This is a genomic window from Cohnella sp. OV330 (assembly GCF_900112065.1).
Lineage (GTDB): Bacteria > Bacillota > Bacilli > Paenibacillales > Paenibacillaceae > Cohnella.
The window spans coordinates 255,987-272,650 of record NZ_FOKE01000004.1 but is presented as its reverse complement, the minus strand read 5'-3'; the positions used below and the strand labels follow the sequence as shown (position 1 = coordinate 272,650).

Below are 16,664 nucleotides of genomic sequence, written 5' to 3'. Positions count from 1 at the left end.
GCGACTGGGGGCCTTCTTCCGTGATTCAGCCTTTTTTCTCCGCCATGAACGACGTGCTGGACGAGATGATCGAACGCTATCCGAATTCGTCGCCGGATGAAAAGTTGGCGCTGGAAGAGCAATGGAACGTGTTAAAATCGATGAGTGATGATATCATTGAGTCATGGCTCGCGCTCGAGGAAAAAATGGGCGATTACAGGCGGCGGCGCCAAGCGGGCGATACCGGGGGCTTCAACGGCAAGTCCGCGGTCCCCGTGCCGCCGGCCGAATGGCCCGTCCCGTTCGTAAAGGGTCAGGGATACTTCAAGCTCCATATGTTCCGCGAATGCGCCTGCCAGTTCGAACAACTGCTCGCCCGATACGCGGAATGGTCCCTTGCGCGACTGTATCTGGCGATGAGCCGGATGCATCTCGGCGAATTCGTCGAAGCGCACCGGCACTTTCAGCTCGTGGCGGGAACGGCCGACGAGCCCAAGCTTCAAGCGATCGCCTACAACGCGATGGGCTGCGTGCAGGCGGTTCAAGCGAATTTGGCCCAGGCCCAGCATTTTTTCCGCAAGGCGATGGAGCTCGATCCCGGCTTCGCGGACGCCAAGCACAATTTGGACGCCTGTCTTTGCGATGCCGACAGCGTACAGCTCTCCTTCGGCAGCGCCGAACTGACGGCGCTCATGCCAGGCTAAGCCTGCCTCGCGCGGCGAACCGAGCGGCGCGGCGAAGGCGAAGTGCAAGAAAGGAAGTCATTCATGAAATTCGCGGTTCTCGACTTTGAGACGACGGGAACGTCGTCCCAGCACGATGAAATCATACAAATCGGCATCGCGGTCGTGGACGACACGGGCACGGTGTCTTCCGTATATCAATCGCTCGTGAAGCCGTCCCGTGCGATTCCTTCTTTTATAACGACGCTTACGGGCATCGCGGACGCGGACGTCGCCGATGCGCCCGCGATCGAGGATGCGATAGCGGAGATGGTGCCGCTCCTTCACGATGCCGTGCTCGTCGCGCACAACGCCGGCTTCGACGCTGCCTTTTTGCAGGCCGCTCTGGACAAGAGCGGTTATTTGCCGTTTTCCGGCAGGGTGCTGGACACGGTCGAACTCGCCAGGCTGGTATTCCCTTTTTTGCCTTCGTACCGGCTGACGGCGATTACGCACGGTCTTGGTATCGCGCACGACCGGCCCCACCAGGCCGACAGCGACGCGCTCGCCACGGCCGAGGTTCTGACGGCTTGCATCGGCAGGCTTAGGGCGCTGCCGACGCTGACGCTCGAACGGCTGTGCGAGCTGACCGACGGCGAGCGCAGCGACCTCGGCTGGCTGCTGACGTCGCTTCGGGCGGAGCGGGATACGACATGGTTCGAAGAACCGGACGGCTATCAATACTATCGTCAGTTCGCCATGCGCATCGCCGACTGGACGGACGACGACGAAGGACGCGAGGCGCAGCGCCTGCAAGCGGAGCGAATGCTGTCCGGCATGCCGTTCGAGACGTATCTCGACACCGTCGCCGATCGCATGAAGGAGCTGTTCCCGGGCTATGAGCCAAGAGAAGGGCAGCGCATCATGTACGACGAGGTGCATCAGGCGCTCGCCGACGATTCCCATCTGCTGGTCGAAGCCGGCACGGGTACGGGCAAGTCGCTCGGCTATTTGCTGCCCTCCCTTTATTATGGATTAAAAGAAAATAAAAAAATCGTCGTGACGACGCATACGATCCAACTGCAGGAGCAGCTGCGCCAGCGGGATCTCCCGCTTCTGCAGGACGTGCTCCCCGTACCGTTCAAGGCGGCGGTGTTCAAAGGGCGAAGCAACTACATGTGCCTGCGCAAGTTCGAGCAGCAGATGCAGACGCCGGCGTTCGCGTTGTCCCGCGAGGAAGCCGTGGCGCGCGGCCAGCTCGCCGTATGGCTGTCGGAGACGGAGCGCGGCGAAGCCGAGGAGCTCAATCTCGGCAGCCGGTCCAAGGAAGAGTGGAACGCCGTCGCGAGCGACGCGGACTCCTGCTTGAACCGTCAGTGTCCCTGGTTCCGCAAATGCTTTTACCACCGAGCGCGGCAGGATGCGCTAAAGGCGGATCTCGTCATTACGAATCATGCCATGGTATTCACCGACATGCGCGCGGAGCACCGGCTCCTTCCCGCTTACGACCGGCTCATCGTGGACGAGGCCCATCATATGGAAGAGGTGGCGAGCAACCATCTCGGACGACGGATCGGGTACGGCGCGCTGCCTTCCGCGCTGGCCAGGCTCGCCAAGGACGCGCGGACGGGACAGCTGCCGAGCCTGATCTCGCAACTGACCGGGACGGCGGAGAGCGCGAGCGGGACGTGGGCGGAAAAGCTGGAGGAGCTGCTGCCGCGCGTGCAGGAGCTTCGCGAATCGTGGGAACAATGGACGGACAGGCTGTTCGGCCTGCTTGCATCCGGCGCGGCCGCGGACGAGACGGGGGGGCTCAGCTATCGGCTGAAGCCCGACGCGCTGCCGCGGGATTGGGAGTCGATCCGCGTCGACGGCGACAATGTCGTGCTGCGGCTTTCCGATCTTGTGCGGCCGCTTGAGAAGCTGCTGGCGGAGATCCGCGACCGAAGCGAGGACATTGCCCTGCAGAGCCTTCTGACCGACATGAACGGCTCCGTCAAAGAGCTGTCCGGCGTCCGAAGCGACTTGCAGTCGTTCGTTTCGATGTCGGAGACGGAGTGCGTCTATTGGATCGAAGGACATACCCAGTACAAGAGCCGCTCGCTATGGATGTATATCGTGCCGGCAGACGTGAGCGGATTGCTGAAGGACGGCTTGTTCGGTCAAAAGGAAAGCGTCGTGCTCACGTCGGCGACGCTGACCGTGGACAAGTCGTTCCAGTACGTCAAGGAGCAGCTCGGCCTCGACGAAGCGGAGCAGCAAGGCAGGCTTCGCACGGCGCAGCTTCCTTCGCCGTTCAACTACAGGCAGCAAGCGCTGCTGCTCATTCCGCGGGACTTTCCGTCGATCAAAGGCAGAGACGGCGAAGCCGCGTTTTTGCAGGCGCTGACGGCATCGCTGGCCGAGGTGGCTACCGAGACCCGCGGCCGCATGCTCGTGCTGTTCACTTCGCACAAGATGCTGAAGACCGTATACGAGCCGCTCAAGTCCGCGCTCGCGCCGGTCGATATCCAAGTGCTCGGGCAAGGGATGGACGGCAGCAGCCGAAGCCGGCTCACGAGCCAGTTCATGGAGCAGCCGCGTTCGGTGCTGCTCGGCACGAGCAGCTTCTGGGAAGGCGTCGACCTTCCGGGCGATGCGCTGACTTGTCTCGCGATCGTCCGGCTCCCGTTCCAGCCGCCGAACCATCCGGTGACGGAGGCCAAGAGCGAGCGTCTCACGGCGCAGCGCAAAAATCCGTTCATGAAGCTGTCGCTGCCGCAAGCGGTCATCAAGTTCAAGCAGGGCTTCGGCAGACTCGTGCGCACCGCTTCCGACAAGGGCATCGTCATCTTGTACGATACGCGCGTCATCGATACGAGCTACGGCAAATACTTTTTGTATTCGCTGCCCGGGCCCAAGATGGAGCATCTGCCGCTAGCGGGCCTGGTGCCTCGCGTGCGGGAATGGCTGCATCCGGCCCATGCGGCAGGCGCCGAAGCCGCTGCAGACGCGGAGCGCCCGCCTTCGGCGGCGCCTGCCGCGGACGCTTCGCCGACGCCGGACACCGAACCGGCGCCGGTACCGGACACCGAACCGATGCCGGATGCGTCCGGCCGTCCGGCATCAGGGGAAGCCGGCCAGACGGCATCCGTACCGTCCGGCGAAGCCGGCGCTCCGGCAGAGCCGGCTCCGGAAAAGGTCAAGGTTAAACGGACCAGGGCGAAAAAGCCGAAGCAGGAAACCGATGCGAGGGAAGGAGGGGTGTCCAGTTGAAGCAAATCAAAATTTCCGAAGCGGTCGTCAGACGCCTTCCGATTTATCTGCGCTACTTGAACGAACTCAGCATCAGCGACGTCCAGACCGTGTCCTCGCAGGATCTCGGAGACAAGCTCGATCTCAATCCCGCCCAAATCCGCAAGGATCTCGCCTATTTCGGCGAGTTCGGACGGAAGGGCGTCGGCTACAACGTCGGTTACCTGATCGAGAAGATCCGCCATATTCTTAACCTCGACCGTCCGATCCACGTGGCGCTCGTGGGGGCGGGCAATCTGGGCCGAGCCCTTTGCAACTACAATATGTACCTCAAGGATAATATGAAAATCGTATCGGTGTTCGACGACGATCCGGCCAAAAAAGGCGTGTCGATCGGCAATTTGACCGTCAACCCGATACAGCTGCTCCCGGACGAGGTGAAGGACAAGGACATCTCGATCGGGATCATCACCGTGCCGGCCAGCGAAGCGCAGAAGGTCGCGGACCGTTTCGTCGAGGCCGGGATCCGCGCGATCCTGAATTTCGCGCCGACGGTGTTGAAAATTCCCGCAGGCATTCGCATTCACCACGCGGACTTCACGAGCGACCTGCTAAGCTTGGCTTATTATATGGATCACGATTCGGATACGGACGGGGCGGAAGACCCCGATAAATCCGAAGACGCAGAAGGAGCGGAACAATGAAACGTTGGTTGATCGAGAACGGAATTTTCGCGGAGCCGACCGCGGAACGGCAAATCTTCGAAGGGTGGCTCTACGTCGAGGACGGCTATATCGCCGCATCGGGAGAGGGCGCCGCTCCGGCGGAGCTTCGCGACCAGGCGGAGGAGATCGTGAACGGCAGCGGACTGCTGTTCATGCCCGGATTGATCAATACGCACGGTCATGCGGCGATGTCGCTGCTTCGCGGGTTGGCGGACGATCTCGTCCTGCAGGATTGGCTTGAAAACCATATGTGGCCGATGGAAGCGAAATTCACGGGAGAGGACGTCTATTGGGGGACGTCCCTTGCCGCGGCGGAAATGATTCTGAGCGGCACGACCACCTTCGTCGATATGTACGACCATATGGACAAAGTCGCCGAGGTCGCCGCGCAAGCCGGACTTCGGGCGACGCTCACGCGCGGCGTCATCGGCCTCTGCCCGCCCGACGTCCAGACCGCGAAGCTGAGCGACGCGATCCAGTTCGCCAAGGATTGGCAGGGCGCGGAGAACGGCCGTATCCAGGTGATGATGTCCCCGCACTCGCCGTATACATGCCCGCCCGACTACATCGAACGCATCGTAGCGGCCGCTCACGAGCTCGATCTGCCGCTGCATACGCATATGTCAGAGACCGCTGCCGAAGTCGCGTTAAACGTGAAGCAATACGGCGCGCGCCCCGTCGAGCATCTGGACAAGCTCGGCCTCTTTTCCCGCCCGTCGCTCGTCGCGCATGCCGTGCATCTGAACGACGACGAGATCGCGCTTCTTGCCGAGCGCCGCGTCGCCGTCTCCCACAATCCGGTCAGCAACCTGAAGCTGGCCAGCGGCGTCGCGAGAGTGCCCGATCTGCTGCGCGCCGGCGTGACCGTCTCGCTCGGCACGGACAGCGCGGCGAGCAACAACAATCTCGACCTGTTCGAAGAGATTCGGCTCGCGGCGTTGCTCCACAAAGGCGTATCCGGCGATCCGACGGCGGTTCCGGCTGCCGAGGCGCTGCGCATGGGCACGATTTACGGCGCCCGTTCGATCGGTCTCGGCGACGTGACAGGCAGCCTTCGTCCGGGCTTTAAGGCCGATATTACCGCCGTCTCGATCGACAAGCCGCACTTTATGCCGCGTACCGATTATATTTCGCATCTCGTCTATTCGGCCAGCGGCGCGGACGTCGCGCACGTATGGGTCGACGGCCGGCGCATATTGCGCGACCGGGAGCTGCTGACGCTCGACGTCGAACGGATCCGTTATGAAGCGCAGCGCTGCTTCGAGAGGCTGCGGGGATGACGCCGAGCCGCATCTCCGAACGGAGACGCCATTCGGCCTGGACGGGGTGGCGTTTGACGCTGATCGCCCTCGGCTTTCTCGTATTTATCGCGGTCGTATTCGTCGTCTATATCCGAAGCGCGGATGCCGGATACCGGGGCGAGGAAAGGGCCGCGGTCTCGAGGGCGAAGCAGGAAGCGGGACTGACCGAGGTCGACGCCGTTTCCAAGCATGTATGGGACGATTCGGTCTGGGTCGTGGAGGGCAAGGACGCCTCCGATACCGACTGGTTCGTGTGGCTGCGCGAGGACGGCGCGGTCAAGGAGAAAGTCGCGGACGGCTATGGCGAGGACGGCATCCGAAGCCGGTTCAATGCGGATCATCCGGGCAAAAAGATCGCGCGCCTGCTGCCCGGTTGGTTTTCGGGGCAGCCGGCCTGGGAGATTCGCTATATCGACGATCCCGGTACGAAACGGCAGGCGATCGTCTTTTATTCCTTTAAGAACGGAAGCGAGCTCAGGACGTATAATTTGGTCTCCTAGCCTTTTTCGTCTCGCAGCTTATCGGTCTCATAAGGATTCGATTCCGGCCCACGCCCTTGCGGCGCGGGTCTTTTTTTGCATGCAACCTATCATTTACCCCGCACGCAAATATTTGACACAACTTTTTAAGCATTGATATATATTTAGTCTATCAGATTATGATATACTAGCTGATGTATTGTTGATGCAATGGAGACAGGATTACATTTTACATCAGACTAAAGGAGGCCAATGCCTAAATGAAATTGCGAATCCTTCCTATAGCGACGACGGCCGTGGTATCGGTGGCGCTGTTGTTCGGCGGATGGTTTGCTTATCGTCATTATGGCGTGGAGCAGCCGCTCGACCGCGCTGCAGCCAAGGTGCCGGGCGTCGAATCGGCCAGCTCGGACATGAATGCGGACAACGTTACGATCAAGGTAAAGCTCAGCGATTCCGCGGATTTGGCGGATGTATATAGAACGGTCAAGGAAGAAGGCGCACGCGCGATCGGATCGAAGAGCTTGAAGCTGGTCGCGGAAAATTCGAATAATGAAGCGCTCGAGAAAATTTGGCGTTCGGCATTGTTCGACGTCGCGCAGGCGATGGACCGCAAGGAATATACCGATATCCGCGACGCGATGGCCAAGCTCCAGGCACAGACGCCGGGGCTCACCGCTTCGACCGAGATCGACGAGGAAAACGTGTATATCAGCCTGCGTCTTTCCGGCAGCGCCAAGTTCGTGATTTTGCCTCGCCAGGGCGAGCAATTGGAGGTGTGGCCGAATGCGTAATTGGAGATCCTACGGTAAAGAGATCGCGATCGGCTTCGTGCCGGTATTTATCGTCTTCATGATTTTCATCGGCGTGCCCGCGCTCCCGCTGCTGCTCGGCGCGGGGCTCGTCACCGGCCTGCTGTTCATGGCCAAATCGCGCAGCGGCATGGCGTTCGGAGGCGCGGCGCGCAAAGGACCTTCGCGTCCGCCCGCATACTTGACGTTCGAGGATATCGGCGGACAGGAGCAGGCCAAGCGCGAGCTCGTCGAGGCGCTCGACTTTCTCGTCCAGCGCGAGCGGATCGCCAAGCTCGGCATTCGTCCGCTGAAGGGCATCCTGCTCACGGGCCCTCCGGGAACGGGCAAGACGCTGCTTGCCAAGGCTGCGGCAAAGCACACGAATTCGGCGTTCGTAGCGGCGTCGGGCAGCGAGTTCGTCGAGATGTACGTCGGCGTCGGCGCCGGCCGCATCCGCGACATCTTCCGCCAAGCGCGTACGCTGGCCGCCAAGCAGAAGCGCGACAGCGCGATCATCTTCATCGACGAGATCGATGCGATCGGCGGCAAGCGCGACGGCAGCCAGAATAAAGAATACGACCAGACGCTGAACCAGCTGCTGACCGAGATGGACGGCATTCAAGGCGACGAGTCGGTCCGCGTGCTGATCATCGCCGCGACCAATCGCAAGGAACTGCTCGACAACGCGCTCACCCGTCCCGGACGCTTCGACCGGCACATCCAAGTCGACATGCCGGACCGGCACGGACGCGAGCATATTCTCCGCTTGCATGCGAGGAACAAGCCGCTGGCCGAAGAGGTATCGCTGGCGAAGGTCGCCGAGGAGACGTTCGGCTTCTCCGGCGCGCAGCTCGAGAGCGTCATGAACGAAGCCGCGATCTACGCCATGCGCGAAGAGAGCGAAGTTCTTCGTCCGCCGCATCTGGCGCAGGCGATCGACAAAGTCATGATGGGCGAGCGGATGGACCGCGAGACGACGAGCGAGGAGCGGGAGCGCGTGGCGCTTCACGAGCTCGGCCATGCCATCGTCGCAGAGCGCGTGCGGCCGGGCAGCGTCGCGCAGGTGTCGCTGACGCCGCGGGGCCAGGCGCTCGGTTATGTCCGTCACCATCCGCGCAAGGATAGCTACCTGTATACGAAAACTTATCTCGAGGCGCAGATCCAGATCGCGCTCGGCGGCGCCGTCGCCGAAGAGCTGCACTACGGCGGCCGGAGCACCGGCTCGCGCGGCGACTTCGACCAGGCGACCAATATCGTCAAGACGCTGATCGAGTCGGGGATGACGGATCTCGGGATCATTCATCCCGAAGCGCTGACCGCGGAGCAGTGGTCCAAGGAAAACGGAGCCATTTTGGACGCTTTGACGGACGCCACCCGCAAGCTGTTGTCCGCTCATATGGAGACGTTCGCGAAGCTGCTCGACGTTTTGATCCGCGAAGAGACGCTGTCGGGCGACGAGCTCCGCGCGCATCTGAGCGCCGCAGCCGCCTGACCGACATCGAAGAGGCCGTTCCGCTTAGCCGAGCAAGGCTGCGGGACGGCCTCGTTTTTTATTCTCGTTCCTGCGGGATTCCTGCCGAAAGGGGCCTGCATCGCCCGGGGACGACAGGAAATGACCGAACCAAATAATTGTGGTAACATAATAATTTGAACCGGAAGTCATTTGTCTTCGTCCAATAATGAGGTGGTTGTTTGCAGAACTCCGACGCCAATTTCGAATACCTAAAATACATGAGCGATTCCGACGACAAAAAAACGGTGCTCCACGAGCTGATGACCGCCTACGGCAAAGAGGTGTGGAATTTCGCCTACAGCCTGACGCGGAAATGGGACGTGGCGGACGACATTACGCAGGACGTATTCGTCAAGGTTTTCAAAAACCTGGACACGTTCCGAAGCGATTCGTCCATCAAGACCTGGCTCCTCACGATTACGCGCAATACGGTGATCGACCATCAGCGCTCGGCGTTCATCCGCCGGGTGTCGCTTACGGACTGGAGTCTCGATACCGGCCAGCGGCGCTCCGTCGAGGACGACGTCATCGAGCAGTACGCCGTGAACGACCTGTGGAAGCAAGTGATGAAGCTGCCGGTCAAATCGCGGGAGGTGCTGATCCTTTACGCGCATCATCAGCTGTCGCTGAAGGAGATCGCAGACGTGCTCGGCGTGACCGAAGGGACCGTCAAGTCGCGGATGTTTCACGCTCGTCGCAAAATCGCGAAAATGAAGGAGCGCAACGGCCATGGAACCGAATGATAAAGACCTCAAGCAGCAGCTATCGCGCGGCCCGCTCATCAAGCACGGTTTTGACGCGAGGCTGGTCGCCCGCATCGAGGAAGCGATCGAGCGTCCCGTGGGACGTCGCCATCCGTTCCTTCGGTTCGGCTGGCACGGCGCGGGTCTCGCGGCGATGGCCGTGCTGCTTCTGTTCGTAGGCTTGTGGCATTGGTCGTTCGGCTCGGGCGGCCCTGCCGGTTCGATGGACCTGCAGCGGGCAGGCCAGACCGCCGGTACGGAAGCGCCCCTATTCGCCGACGCAGACGCGGAGCTGCATTCAGCGCTGCTGCTCGGTCTTCGCGCAGACCCGAAAAGCGAAGACGGCAACGTCGTCAGCAGCTATCGGACCCTCTTTATCGCGCCGACGGACGGGCAGTTCGAGCTTGCGGCGCAGGGAGAAGGCATCGTGATGCCTTATGGCCAGAACTTTTGGAAGATCGAAGCCGTATCGACAGACGCAGGCAGCCAGGCGCTCGCCCAGAAACTGATCGCTTACCCCGTGACGGGCAAAGATGCGGCCAAGACCGACCTCGGCGCGCTCCGCGAATCGTCAGCGGCGCCGCTGGCCGAACGGCTGCTGTTCGTGGGCAACAAGTACGTATCGGTCGAGCAAAATCCGTCGGACGCCCCGAACCGCGTCTATCGATGGGTGAAGGATATGGATCAGCTGGCGGCGGGCGCGCAGCGCACGGCGTTCGAGCCCGAATCCGAGCCGCACGTCTCGCTCGAAGAAGCGATGAAAACCGCGGAGGCGACCGAGACGCCGGTCGCGGAAAAGGACGCTGCGGCGCCCGTTGCGCATACGGAGCAGTGGTCGATCATCCGTCGTACGGGCAGCTGGGTAGCGGCGGCGGCAGACACGGCCGGGCAGCCTTACGCGCCCCTTGCGAACAAGACGCTGACGGAGCTGTCGACCCCGCTGCCCGAATCGATCAACAAGTTCGACACGCTGTACCCGACCTGGTCGCAGATTCTTCAGATCGAGCCAGGCGCCAAGGACGCATTTTCGTCGCCCAACGAGGACATGCTCGTGATCGTGCTGGACGGCGAGCTCGTGGTGTACCCTTACCATTTGCTTGGCGGGGAGCAGGATCCGCTCCGCATTCCGCTTCAATCGAACGAATCGCTGATCATGGCGCAGTGGGCGAAGGAAGACAAATATTTGGACAGCTGGAAAAAACAGCTCGCTACGGTGCTCGTGGACGATTCGACCGTACGCAGCGTGAAGTAAGTACATCAACAGGGCTGCAATTCGTGCTTCACGGACGAATTACAGTCTTGTTTTTTACATTAACGCTTTATTATGTTAACGCGGTGATATAATATAGCATTATCAAGCGTACAGGAGCTGATCGATGCTATGCAAAACCGTAATCCGTCCATCGAACCATCCGTTTCAACGACCCAGGACCAGGCTGCGCCGGGCCCGTCGCCCCGCGCGGCGCTCGCGGCCATGCAGCCTTACGTTCCCGGACGTTCGATCGCGGACATCCGAGCCGAATACGGACTCGAACGGGTCGTCAAGCTGGCATCCAACGAAAATCCGCTCGGTCCGTCCCCGCTCGCCCTTCAAGCCGTCCGCGATATGCTGCCGGATATGCACCGCTATCCCGACGACCGTGCCGGGCTGCTTCGAAGCAAGCTGGCGGCGAAGCTGTCTCTGGACGACGCCCAGTTTATCGTAGCGAACGGCGCGGACGAGCTCATCACGCTCATCTGCGAAGCTTATCTAGAGCCGGGCGATCGAATCGCGACGTACGCGCCGACGTTCAGCGAATACGCCTTCGGCGGGCGTCTCATGAACGCGGAGACGATCGCGGTGCCGCTGCCCGATTCCTTTGCGCTGCGAGCCGACGACCTGCTGGCTGCGGTGGACCCGCGCACGAAGCTGGTGTTCGTCTGCTCGCCGAACAATCCGACCGGTACGTACATGCCGAAGACGGAGCTCGCGTATTTGCTGTCGCGTCTGCCGGAAAGGTGTCTGCTTGTGCTGGATGCCGCTTATTCGCATTTCGCGGACGCGCCGGATTATGCCGACGGATTCGAATTGCTCCGCAAAGGAGCCCGGCTCGTCGTGCTGCAGACCTTTTCCAAAGCTTACGGGCTTGCGGGCATCCGGGCGGGCTTCGCCGCAGGCCCGGCGGACGTCATCGCGCATATGCTCGCCGTGAAGGAGCCGTTCAACGTCAACGCGCTCGCCCAGGCCGCGGCGGCCGCGGCTCTGGACGACGAGACGCATCTTGAAGCGACATTGCGCAAGAACGCGGCGGGCCGCATTCGCCTGCGCGAAGGACTCGAACGTCTCGGCGTTCGCTCAGTGCCCTCGCAGTCTAACTTTGTGCTCGCGGACTTCGGTAGACGGACGGCATCTGTATACGGCGAATTGCTAAGGCGGGGCGTCATCGTCCGAAGCGGGACGGGATGGGGACTGCACGATCGGCTGCGCATATCGGTGGGAACCGCGGAGGAGATCGACCTGCTGCTCGCTTGTTTGTCCGACGTTTTACGATTCGCCGACGAGAAGCTATCCTAAACGGATAAACGTCGTTTGAACGGCGAACGACGTTTTCCGGATGCAGCAAAGGCACGAATGCCCGCTTGTCACATTCCCGACGCAAAACCGACGCAAACCCTTCCCGGATTCCGCAGGCCGCGTCGGTTTATGTCGGAGAGCGGGTATGTTAATATGGGAAAGTCAGGTTGGATGCAGAACGCGCAATCGGGGAAGGAGTACGGCGGATGTTTCGGACGATCGGCGTAGTAGGGGCGGGGACGATGGGCCAGAGCATCGCGGAGATGCTGGCTGCCAAAGGGCTGGACGTGCATATGACCGACAGCTCCGGCGCGCGCCTGAAGCAGGCGCAGCTCGCGCTCGAGAAAAACCTCGACCGTCAGATCGAGCGTTGGGCCATTACGCAAGCGGAGAAAAAACTCATATTGAATCGGATCCATGCCGAGCCTTCGCTAGAGCATCTCGCCGAATGCGATTTGATCATCGAGACGATCAGCGAAGATCTGGAAAGCAAGAAAGCGGTCTTCCAGCAGCTGGACGATATTATACCCGAAGGCCGCGTGCTGGCGAGCAATACGTCGACGCTCAGCCTCACCGAGCTGGCCAGCGTGACCAAGCATCCCGAGCGCGTGATCGGCATGCACTTCGTTTATCCGGCGTTCCGGATCGACGTCGTGGAGATCGTGCGGGGCTTGCAGACGTCCGACGACACGTACGAGCGGACGAAAGAGTTCATCGAGCGGGATCTGTCCAAAAAGGGCATCATGGTGTTCGAGTCGCCCGGCTTCGTGACGACGCGGCTCATCTGCCTGCTCATCAACGAGTCGCTGAGCGTGCTTCAGGAGGGGGTGGCCTCGCCGGAGGATATCGACGCGGCGATGCGCATCGGATACCAGTTTCACTACGGCCCGCTCGAGATGGCGGATCGGTTCGGCCTAGACTCGGTATGGGCGGCGCTCGACCGGATGTTCAGGGAATACGGGGAGCTCAAGTACAGGCCGTCGATCCTCCTGAAGAAGAAGGTTCGCGCAGGCCAACTCGGCGTGAAGTCGGGACAAGGCTTCTTCAAGTATACGAAGGACGGTGAGCGCCAGTCATGAACGTGCTAGTCATCAACGCGGGAAGCTCCTCGCTGAAGTACCAGTTGTACGACATGAAGACGGAAAACGTGCTCGCCAAAGGCCGCGTGGAACGGATCGGCATGGAGTCGTCGATCCTGACGCACGAGGTCGAAGGTCAGCCGGAGGTACGCGAGGTCAGCGAGATTCTCGAGCATACGACCGCCGTCCGCAAGGTGCTCGACATGCTGACGCATCGCCGCTTCGGCGTGCTGCGCAATATCGACGAGGTGCAGGCCGTCGGCCATCGGATCGTTCACGGAGGGGAGACGTTCAGCGAGTCGGTGCTCATCGACGCGGACGTCAAGTTGGAGGTTCGCAAGCTGTTCGACCTGGCGCCGCTGCACAACCCGGCCCATATGATGGGCATTCTTGCCGTAGAGACGAACCTGCCGGACGTTCCGCAGGCGGTCGTATTCGATACGGCCTTTCATCAGACGATGCCCAAGACCTCGTACTTGTACGCGATTCCGATGGTGCTCTACCGCAAGCATCAGATCCGTCGCTACGGTTTCCATGGGACGTCGCACGATTACGTGAGCAAGCGGGCAGCCGAATATTTGGAAAAGCCGCTCGAGGAGCTGAAGATCGTCAGCTGCCATATCGGCAACGGCGCGAGCTGCACGGCGATACTGGACGGCAAGTCGTTCGACACGAGCATGGGCATGACGCCGCTCGAGGGGCTCATGATGGGCACGCGCAGCGGAGATCTGGATCCCGCGATCGTGCCGTACGCGATGAACAAGGAGGAGCTGACGCTGTCGGAGGTCAACTCCATGCTGAACAAGCACAGCGGCCTGATCGCGATCTCCGGCATCAGCAGCGACATGCGCGAAGTCGTGCAGGCGATGAACGAAGGCAGCGAGCCCGCGAGGACCGCGTTCGAGATGTACGCCTACCGCATCCGCAAGTACGTCGGCGCCTACGCGGCCGCGATGAACGGCATCGACGTGCTGCTGTTCACGGCAGGCGTCGGCGAAAACTCGGACGTGCTGCGCAAGGCGGTCTGCGAAGGCTTGACGTTCCTCGGCATCGAGCTCGACGATTCGCGCAACCGCGTCCGCTCCGGCGATTCTCGCAGAATCTCGACGGATGCTTCCAAGGTCGAGGTCCTCGTCGTGCCGACGAACGAAGAGCTGCTTATCGCGCGCGACACATTTAGGCTCGTGAAGGCGGCCGAGGAGGCTGCAGCTAATGAATGACGCCAGCGGCATGGCGGCCAGCCTGGCCGAAGCTTACATGGACGGCGCGGCCAGCATTCCCTACGCGCTGCTGCGCGTCTACCGGATGCTGGGGCTGACCGACACGGACTGCATGCTGCTGATCCAGGTCGTCGCCTTCAGGCAGCTGGAGCAGAACGATTTTCCGACGATGGAGCAGCTTCAACAGCGGCTCGGGGCGTCGGGCGCCGTCATCGGCGAGTCGCTGCAGAAGCTCATCCGCCGCGGCTTGATCGCGATCGACGAGGTGAGCGACCCGGTGTCGGGCATCAGAGCCGAGCGCTACAACCTGGCCGGCCTGTTCCAGGCGATCGCGCAGCTGGTCGCGTCGGGCGAAGCCCCCGTTCGGGCGGCGGGGTCTCCGTCGTCGTTCGCCGCGTCGGGAGCCGCGGACTATGCAACGGGAGACCGATCGGCGCGGGAGGACGGCCCGGACGCCGAGACGGTCAGCCTGTTCGCCGTATTCGAGCGGGAGTTCGGGCGTCCGATCTCGCCGATGGAGGCGGAGACGATCGCCGGCTGGCTCGACCAGGACAAGTACGCGGAGGAATTGATCTTGTTCGCGCTCAAGGAATCGGTGTTCGCGGGCAAGCTTTCTTTTCGATATATGGACAGAATATTGCTCGAATGGAGCCGCAATCGGGTCCGCAGCGTAGAGGACGCAAGGGCGCACGCCCAGCGCTTCCGCACCGGGCGTTGACCGATAGGGTCGGCCGCTTTAGCCAGATGACAAGAAGGAGCATGCGACGATGGAAAAGCCGCTTTATCAGAAATTGTATTACAAGACGGGGAAGGCGCTCGTATACGGGGCGCCGGAAGGCTTCGACCTCGGCGTAGACGCCGAGACGCAGGCGGAGGGCAGATTCGACTTTGTGCTCGTGTTCGTCAAAAACACCGAGGACGTGCTGAAAACGCTGCCGAAAATCATCCCGCTGCTGCAGCCGGACGCCGTATGCTGGATCTCGTATCCGAAGCAATCCGCCAAGGTTCAGACCGATTTGAACCGGGATCTGCTGTGGCGGATCATGGAGACCCGGACCGATTACCGCGTCGTCAGCAACGTCGCGATCGATGCCGTCTGGTCGGCGCTCCGCTTCCGTCACGTCAGCAAGGTCAAGTCTACGAAGCCCTAATCGTTTCGTTTCCGGGCCGGATGGCGATTCCGTTTTTTTCAGTTAAGTTTTCGGACCGAGCCGCGTACATATAGGTATAAGCGGCTAGGCCGGCGACAGGAACTGAGAGGAGCGGATCGATTTGGACATTTTGGGCGAACTGCAGGTCATTCTTCCGGTTCTGTTCTGCGTGGTACTCGGCATCATCGCGATCTTCGGCGTCCGTAGCATCGGAGAGTGGAGCCACAACAACAAGCAGCCGCTGTTGTCCGTCGCCTCCCGCGTCGTCTCCAAGCGTTCGCTCGTCCATTATCGCCATCATCACGACGACGGCATCTCCCATCACCAGTCGGATACTTACTACTACGCGACGTTCGAGCTCTCGGACGGCGCGCGCATCGAATTCAAGATGAGCGGCGGCGAGTACGGGCTGTTGGCGGAGCAGGATGCCGGCATGTTAACGTATCAGGGCACGCGCTTCTACGGCTTCGAGCGGGAAAAAGACAGGGGCTTGCGGCTCGTCGGCAGGTCGTGAGTTAATCTCATGCGAAAAAACAAGCCCGCGCTTCCGGTAAGGAAGGCGGGCTCTTTGCATGCATGGTAGGCGATCGGTCAGCGCTTCAACAGCGCCATCCGGTAGACGTATTCGAACAGAAACTCGAACGCCTCCAGATGCTTGCGCGCTTCGAACGCGTCGCGGCCCCAGGCATAGATGCCGTGCTTGCGCAGCAAAATGCCGGGGATCCGTTTGTCCAGGCGATCCTTGACCTCCGGCACGATGCGAGGAACGTCGGCGAAGTTGGAAACGATCGGAACGTCGATGACGGCCTCCTCGTCCCAAATGTTGAACGCTTTGATCAGCTCGACGCCTTCGACGGGAACGGCGCGCCGCTCCCAGAAAAGCTCGGAGACGATGCTGTTGAACACGGAATGAATATGGAAAATGGCGCCGCAGCCCGTCTGGCGGTAAATCTCGCAATGAATCAGCGTCTCCGCCGACGGCTTGAGCCGCGTAGACTCGATCGGCGCGCCCGACTGGTCGACGAGCAGGAAGTCCTCCGGCGTCGAAGCGGCCTTGTCCTTGCCGCTCGCCGTTACCGCGAATGCGAAGCGGTCCGGCTCGAAGCTGCCGACCCGCATCGATAGATTGCCGCTCGTGCCCGGGAACCAGCCCCGTGAAGCGAAGTCCGATTTGACCGCGTCCAGTTCGCGGTATACCCGCTGCTTGTCTTCAAGTAAAATGTCGCTCAT

General features: G+C 61.2%; 16 protein-coding genes. 15 read left to right on the top strand and 1 reads right to left on the bottom strand.

Annotated features, from left to right (window positions below; translation table 11 throughout):
- The first annotated feature begins 20 nt into the window (after positions 1-20).
- The 15 genes from BM235_RS11105 (at position 21) to BM235_RS11035 (ending at position 15,948) form a co-directional block, all read left to right on the top strand.
- Positions 21-683: a hypothetical protein gene (locus tag BM235_RS11105; protein ID WP_090112744.1), complete on the top strand. Its 663-nt coding sequence runs from the start codon at positions 21-23 to the stop codon at positions 681-683.
- Positions 684-746: 63 nt separating this feature from the next.
- Positions 747-3,896 carry an ATP-dependent DNA helicase DinG gene (gene dinG / locus BM235_RS11100; RefSeq protein ID WP_090112742.1) on the top strand — a complete coding sequence of 1,050 codons (3,150 nt, stop codon included), beginning with the start codon at positions 747-749 and terminating at the stop codon, positions 3,894-3,896.
- Positions 3,893-4,579, top strand: coding sequence for a redox-sensing transcriptional repressor Rex (locus BM235_RS11095; protein ID WP_090112740.1), 687 nt, complete (start codon positions 3,893-3,895; stop codon positions 4,577-4,579). Before dinG ends, BM235_RS11095 begins: the two co-directional genes overlap by 4 nt.
- Positions 4,576-5,880 carry an amidohydrolase gene (locus BM235_RS11090; protein ID WP_090112738.1) on the top strand — a complete coding sequence of 435 codons (1,305 nt, stop codon included), beginning with the start codon at positions 4,576-4,578 and terminating at the stop codon, positions 5,878-5,880. Before BM235_RS11095 ends, BM235_RS11090 begins: the two co-directional genes overlap by 4 nt.
- Positions 5,877-6,401, top strand: a complete 525-nt coding sequence (locus tag BM235_RS11085; RefSeq protein ID WP_090112736.1) for a cell wall elongation regulator TseB-like domain-containing protein — start codon at positions 5,877-5,879, stop codon at positions 6,399-6,401. Before BM235_RS11090 ends, BM235_RS11085 begins: the two co-directional genes overlap by 4 nt.
- A 239-nt stretch (positions 6,402-6,640) precedes the next feature.
- Complete coding sequence (locus tag BM235_RS11080) at positions 6,641-7,174, top strand: hypothetical protein (protein ID WP_090112734.1); 534 nt, start codon at positions 6,641-6,643, stop codon at positions 7,172-7,174.
- The gene (locus BM235_RS11075; RefSeq protein WP_090112731.1) at positions 7,167-8,666 is read left to right on the top strand and encodes an AAA family ATPase; all 1,500 of its coding nucleotides are present in this window, start codon (positions 7,167-7,169) and stop codon (positions 8,664-8,666) included. Before BM235_RS11080 ends, BM235_RS11075 begins: the two co-directional genes overlap by 8 nt.
- A 239-nt stretch (positions 8,667-8,905) precedes the next feature.
- Complete coding sequence (locus BM235_RS11070; protein ID WP_090113544.1) at positions 8,906-9,430, top strand: RNA polymerase sigma factor; 525 nt, start codon at positions 8,906-8,908, stop codon at positions 9,428-9,430.
- Positions 9,417-10,682 carry a hypothetical protein gene (locus BM235_RS11065; RefSeq protein WP_090112729.1) on the top strand — a complete coding sequence of 422 codons (1,266 nt, stop codon included), beginning with the start codon at positions 9,417-9,419 and terminating at the stop codon, positions 10,680-10,682. The genes BM235_RS11070 and BM235_RS11065 overlap by 14 nt, the downstream gene beginning before the upstream one ends.
- 129 nt (positions 10,683-10,811) lie before the next feature.
- On the top strand, positions 10,812-11,984 hold the full coding sequence (gene hisC, locus BM235_RS11060) for a histidinol-phosphate transaminase (protein WP_090112727.1): 1,173 nt from the start codon (positions 10,812-10,814) through the stop codon (positions 11,982-11,984).
- Positions 11,985-12,190: 206 nt separating this feature from the next.
- Positions 12,191-13,063: a 3-hydroxyacyl-CoA dehydrogenase family protein gene (locus tag BM235_RS11055; RefSeq protein ID WP_090112725.1), complete on the top strand. Its 873-nt coding sequence runs from the start codon at positions 12,191-12,193 to the stop codon at positions 13,061-13,063.
- Entirely contained in the window at positions 13,060-14,283 is a 1,224-nt protein-coding gene (locus tag BM235_RS11050; protein WP_090112723.1) for an acetate/propionate family kinase, read from the top strand. Before BM235_RS11055 ends, BM235_RS11050 begins: the two co-directional genes overlap by 4 nt.
- Positions 14,276-15,001 carry a DnaD domain protein gene (locus BM235_RS11045; RefSeq protein WP_090112721.1) on the top strand — a complete coding sequence of 242 codons (726 nt, stop codon included), beginning with the start codon at positions 14,276-14,278 and terminating at the stop codon, positions 14,999-15,001. The genes BM235_RS11050 and BM235_RS11045 overlap by 8 nt, the downstream gene beginning before the upstream one ends.
- Before the next feature lie 49 nt (positions 15,002-15,050).
- Positions 15,051-15,434, top strand: a complete 384-nt coding sequence (locus BM235_RS11040) for a hypothetical protein (protein ID WP_090112719.1) — start codon at positions 15,051-15,053, stop codon at positions 15,432-15,434.
- A 121-nt stretch (positions 15,435-15,555) separates the two neighbouring features.
- On the top strand, positions 15,556-15,948 hold the full coding sequence (locus BM235_RS11035) for a DUF2500 domain-containing protein (RefSeq protein WP_199408932.1): 393 nt from the start codon (positions 15,556-15,558) through the stop codon (positions 15,946-15,948).
- Positions 15,949-16,025: 77 nt separating this feature from the next.
- Here the strand turns inward: BM235_RS11035 and mtnB are convergent, their stop codons facing one another.
- Positions 16,026-16,664 (bottom strand): methylthioribulose 1-phosphate dehydratase, encoded by a 639-nt coding sequence (gene mtnB / locus BM235_RS11030; RefSeq protein WP_090112716.1) that lies wholly within the window; start codon positions 16,662-16,664, stop codon positions 16,026-16,028.

Excerpts from the sequence above, each read along its gene's own strand:
- dinG (WP_090112742.1), top strand. The coding sequence starts at position 747 with ATGAAATTCGCGGTTCTCGACTTTGAGACGACGGGAACGTCGTCCCAG.
- BM235_RS11090 (WP_090112738.1), top strand. The coding sequence starts at position 4,576 with ATGAAACGTTGGTTGATCGAGAACGGAATTTTCGCGGAGCCGACCGCG.
- BM235_RS11085 (WP_090112736.1), top strand. The coding sequence starts at position 5,877 with ATGACGCCGAGCCGCATCTCCGAACGGAGACGCCATTCGGCCTGGACG.
- BM235_RS11080 (WP_090112734.1), top strand. The coding sequence starts at position 6,641 with ATGAAATTGCGAATCCTTCCTATAGCGACGACGGCCGTGGTATCGGTG.
- BM235_RS11075 (WP_090112731.1), top strand. The coding sequence starts at position 7,167 with ATGCGTAATTGGAGATCCTACGGTAAAGAGATCGCGATCGGCTTCGTG.
- BM235_RS11070 (WP_090113544.1), top strand. The coding sequence starts at position 8,906 with ATGAGCGATTCCGACGACAAAAAAACGGTGCTCCACGAGCTGATGACC.
- BM235_RS11065 (WP_090112729.1), top strand. The coding sequence starts at position 9,417 with ATGGAACCGAATGATAAAGACCTCAAGCAGCAGCTATCGCGCGGCCCG.
- hisC (WP_090112727.1), top strand. The coding sequence starts at position 10,812 with ATGCAAAACCGTAATCCGTCCATCGAACCATCCGTTTCAACGACCCAG.
- BM235_RS11055 (WP_090112725.1), top strand. The coding sequence starts at position 12,191 with ATGTTTCGGACGATCGGCGTAGTAGGGGCGGGGACGATGGGCCAGAGC.
- BM235_RS11050 (WP_090112723.1), top strand. The coding sequence starts at position 13,060 with ATGAACGTGCTAGTCATCAACGCGGGAAGCTCCTCGCTGAAGTACCAG.
- BM235_RS11045 (WP_090112721.1), top strand. The coding sequence starts at position 14,276 with ATGAATGACGCCAGCGGCATGGCGGCCAGCCTGGCCGAAGCTTACATG.
- BM235_RS11040 (WP_090112719.1), top strand. The coding sequence starts at position 15,051 with ATGGAAAAGCCGCTTTATCAGAAATTGTATTACAAGACGGGGAAGGCG.
- mtnB (WP_090112716.1), bottom strand. The coding sequence starts at position 16,664 with ATGAGCGACATTTTACTTGAAGACAAGCAGCGGGTATACCGCGAACTG.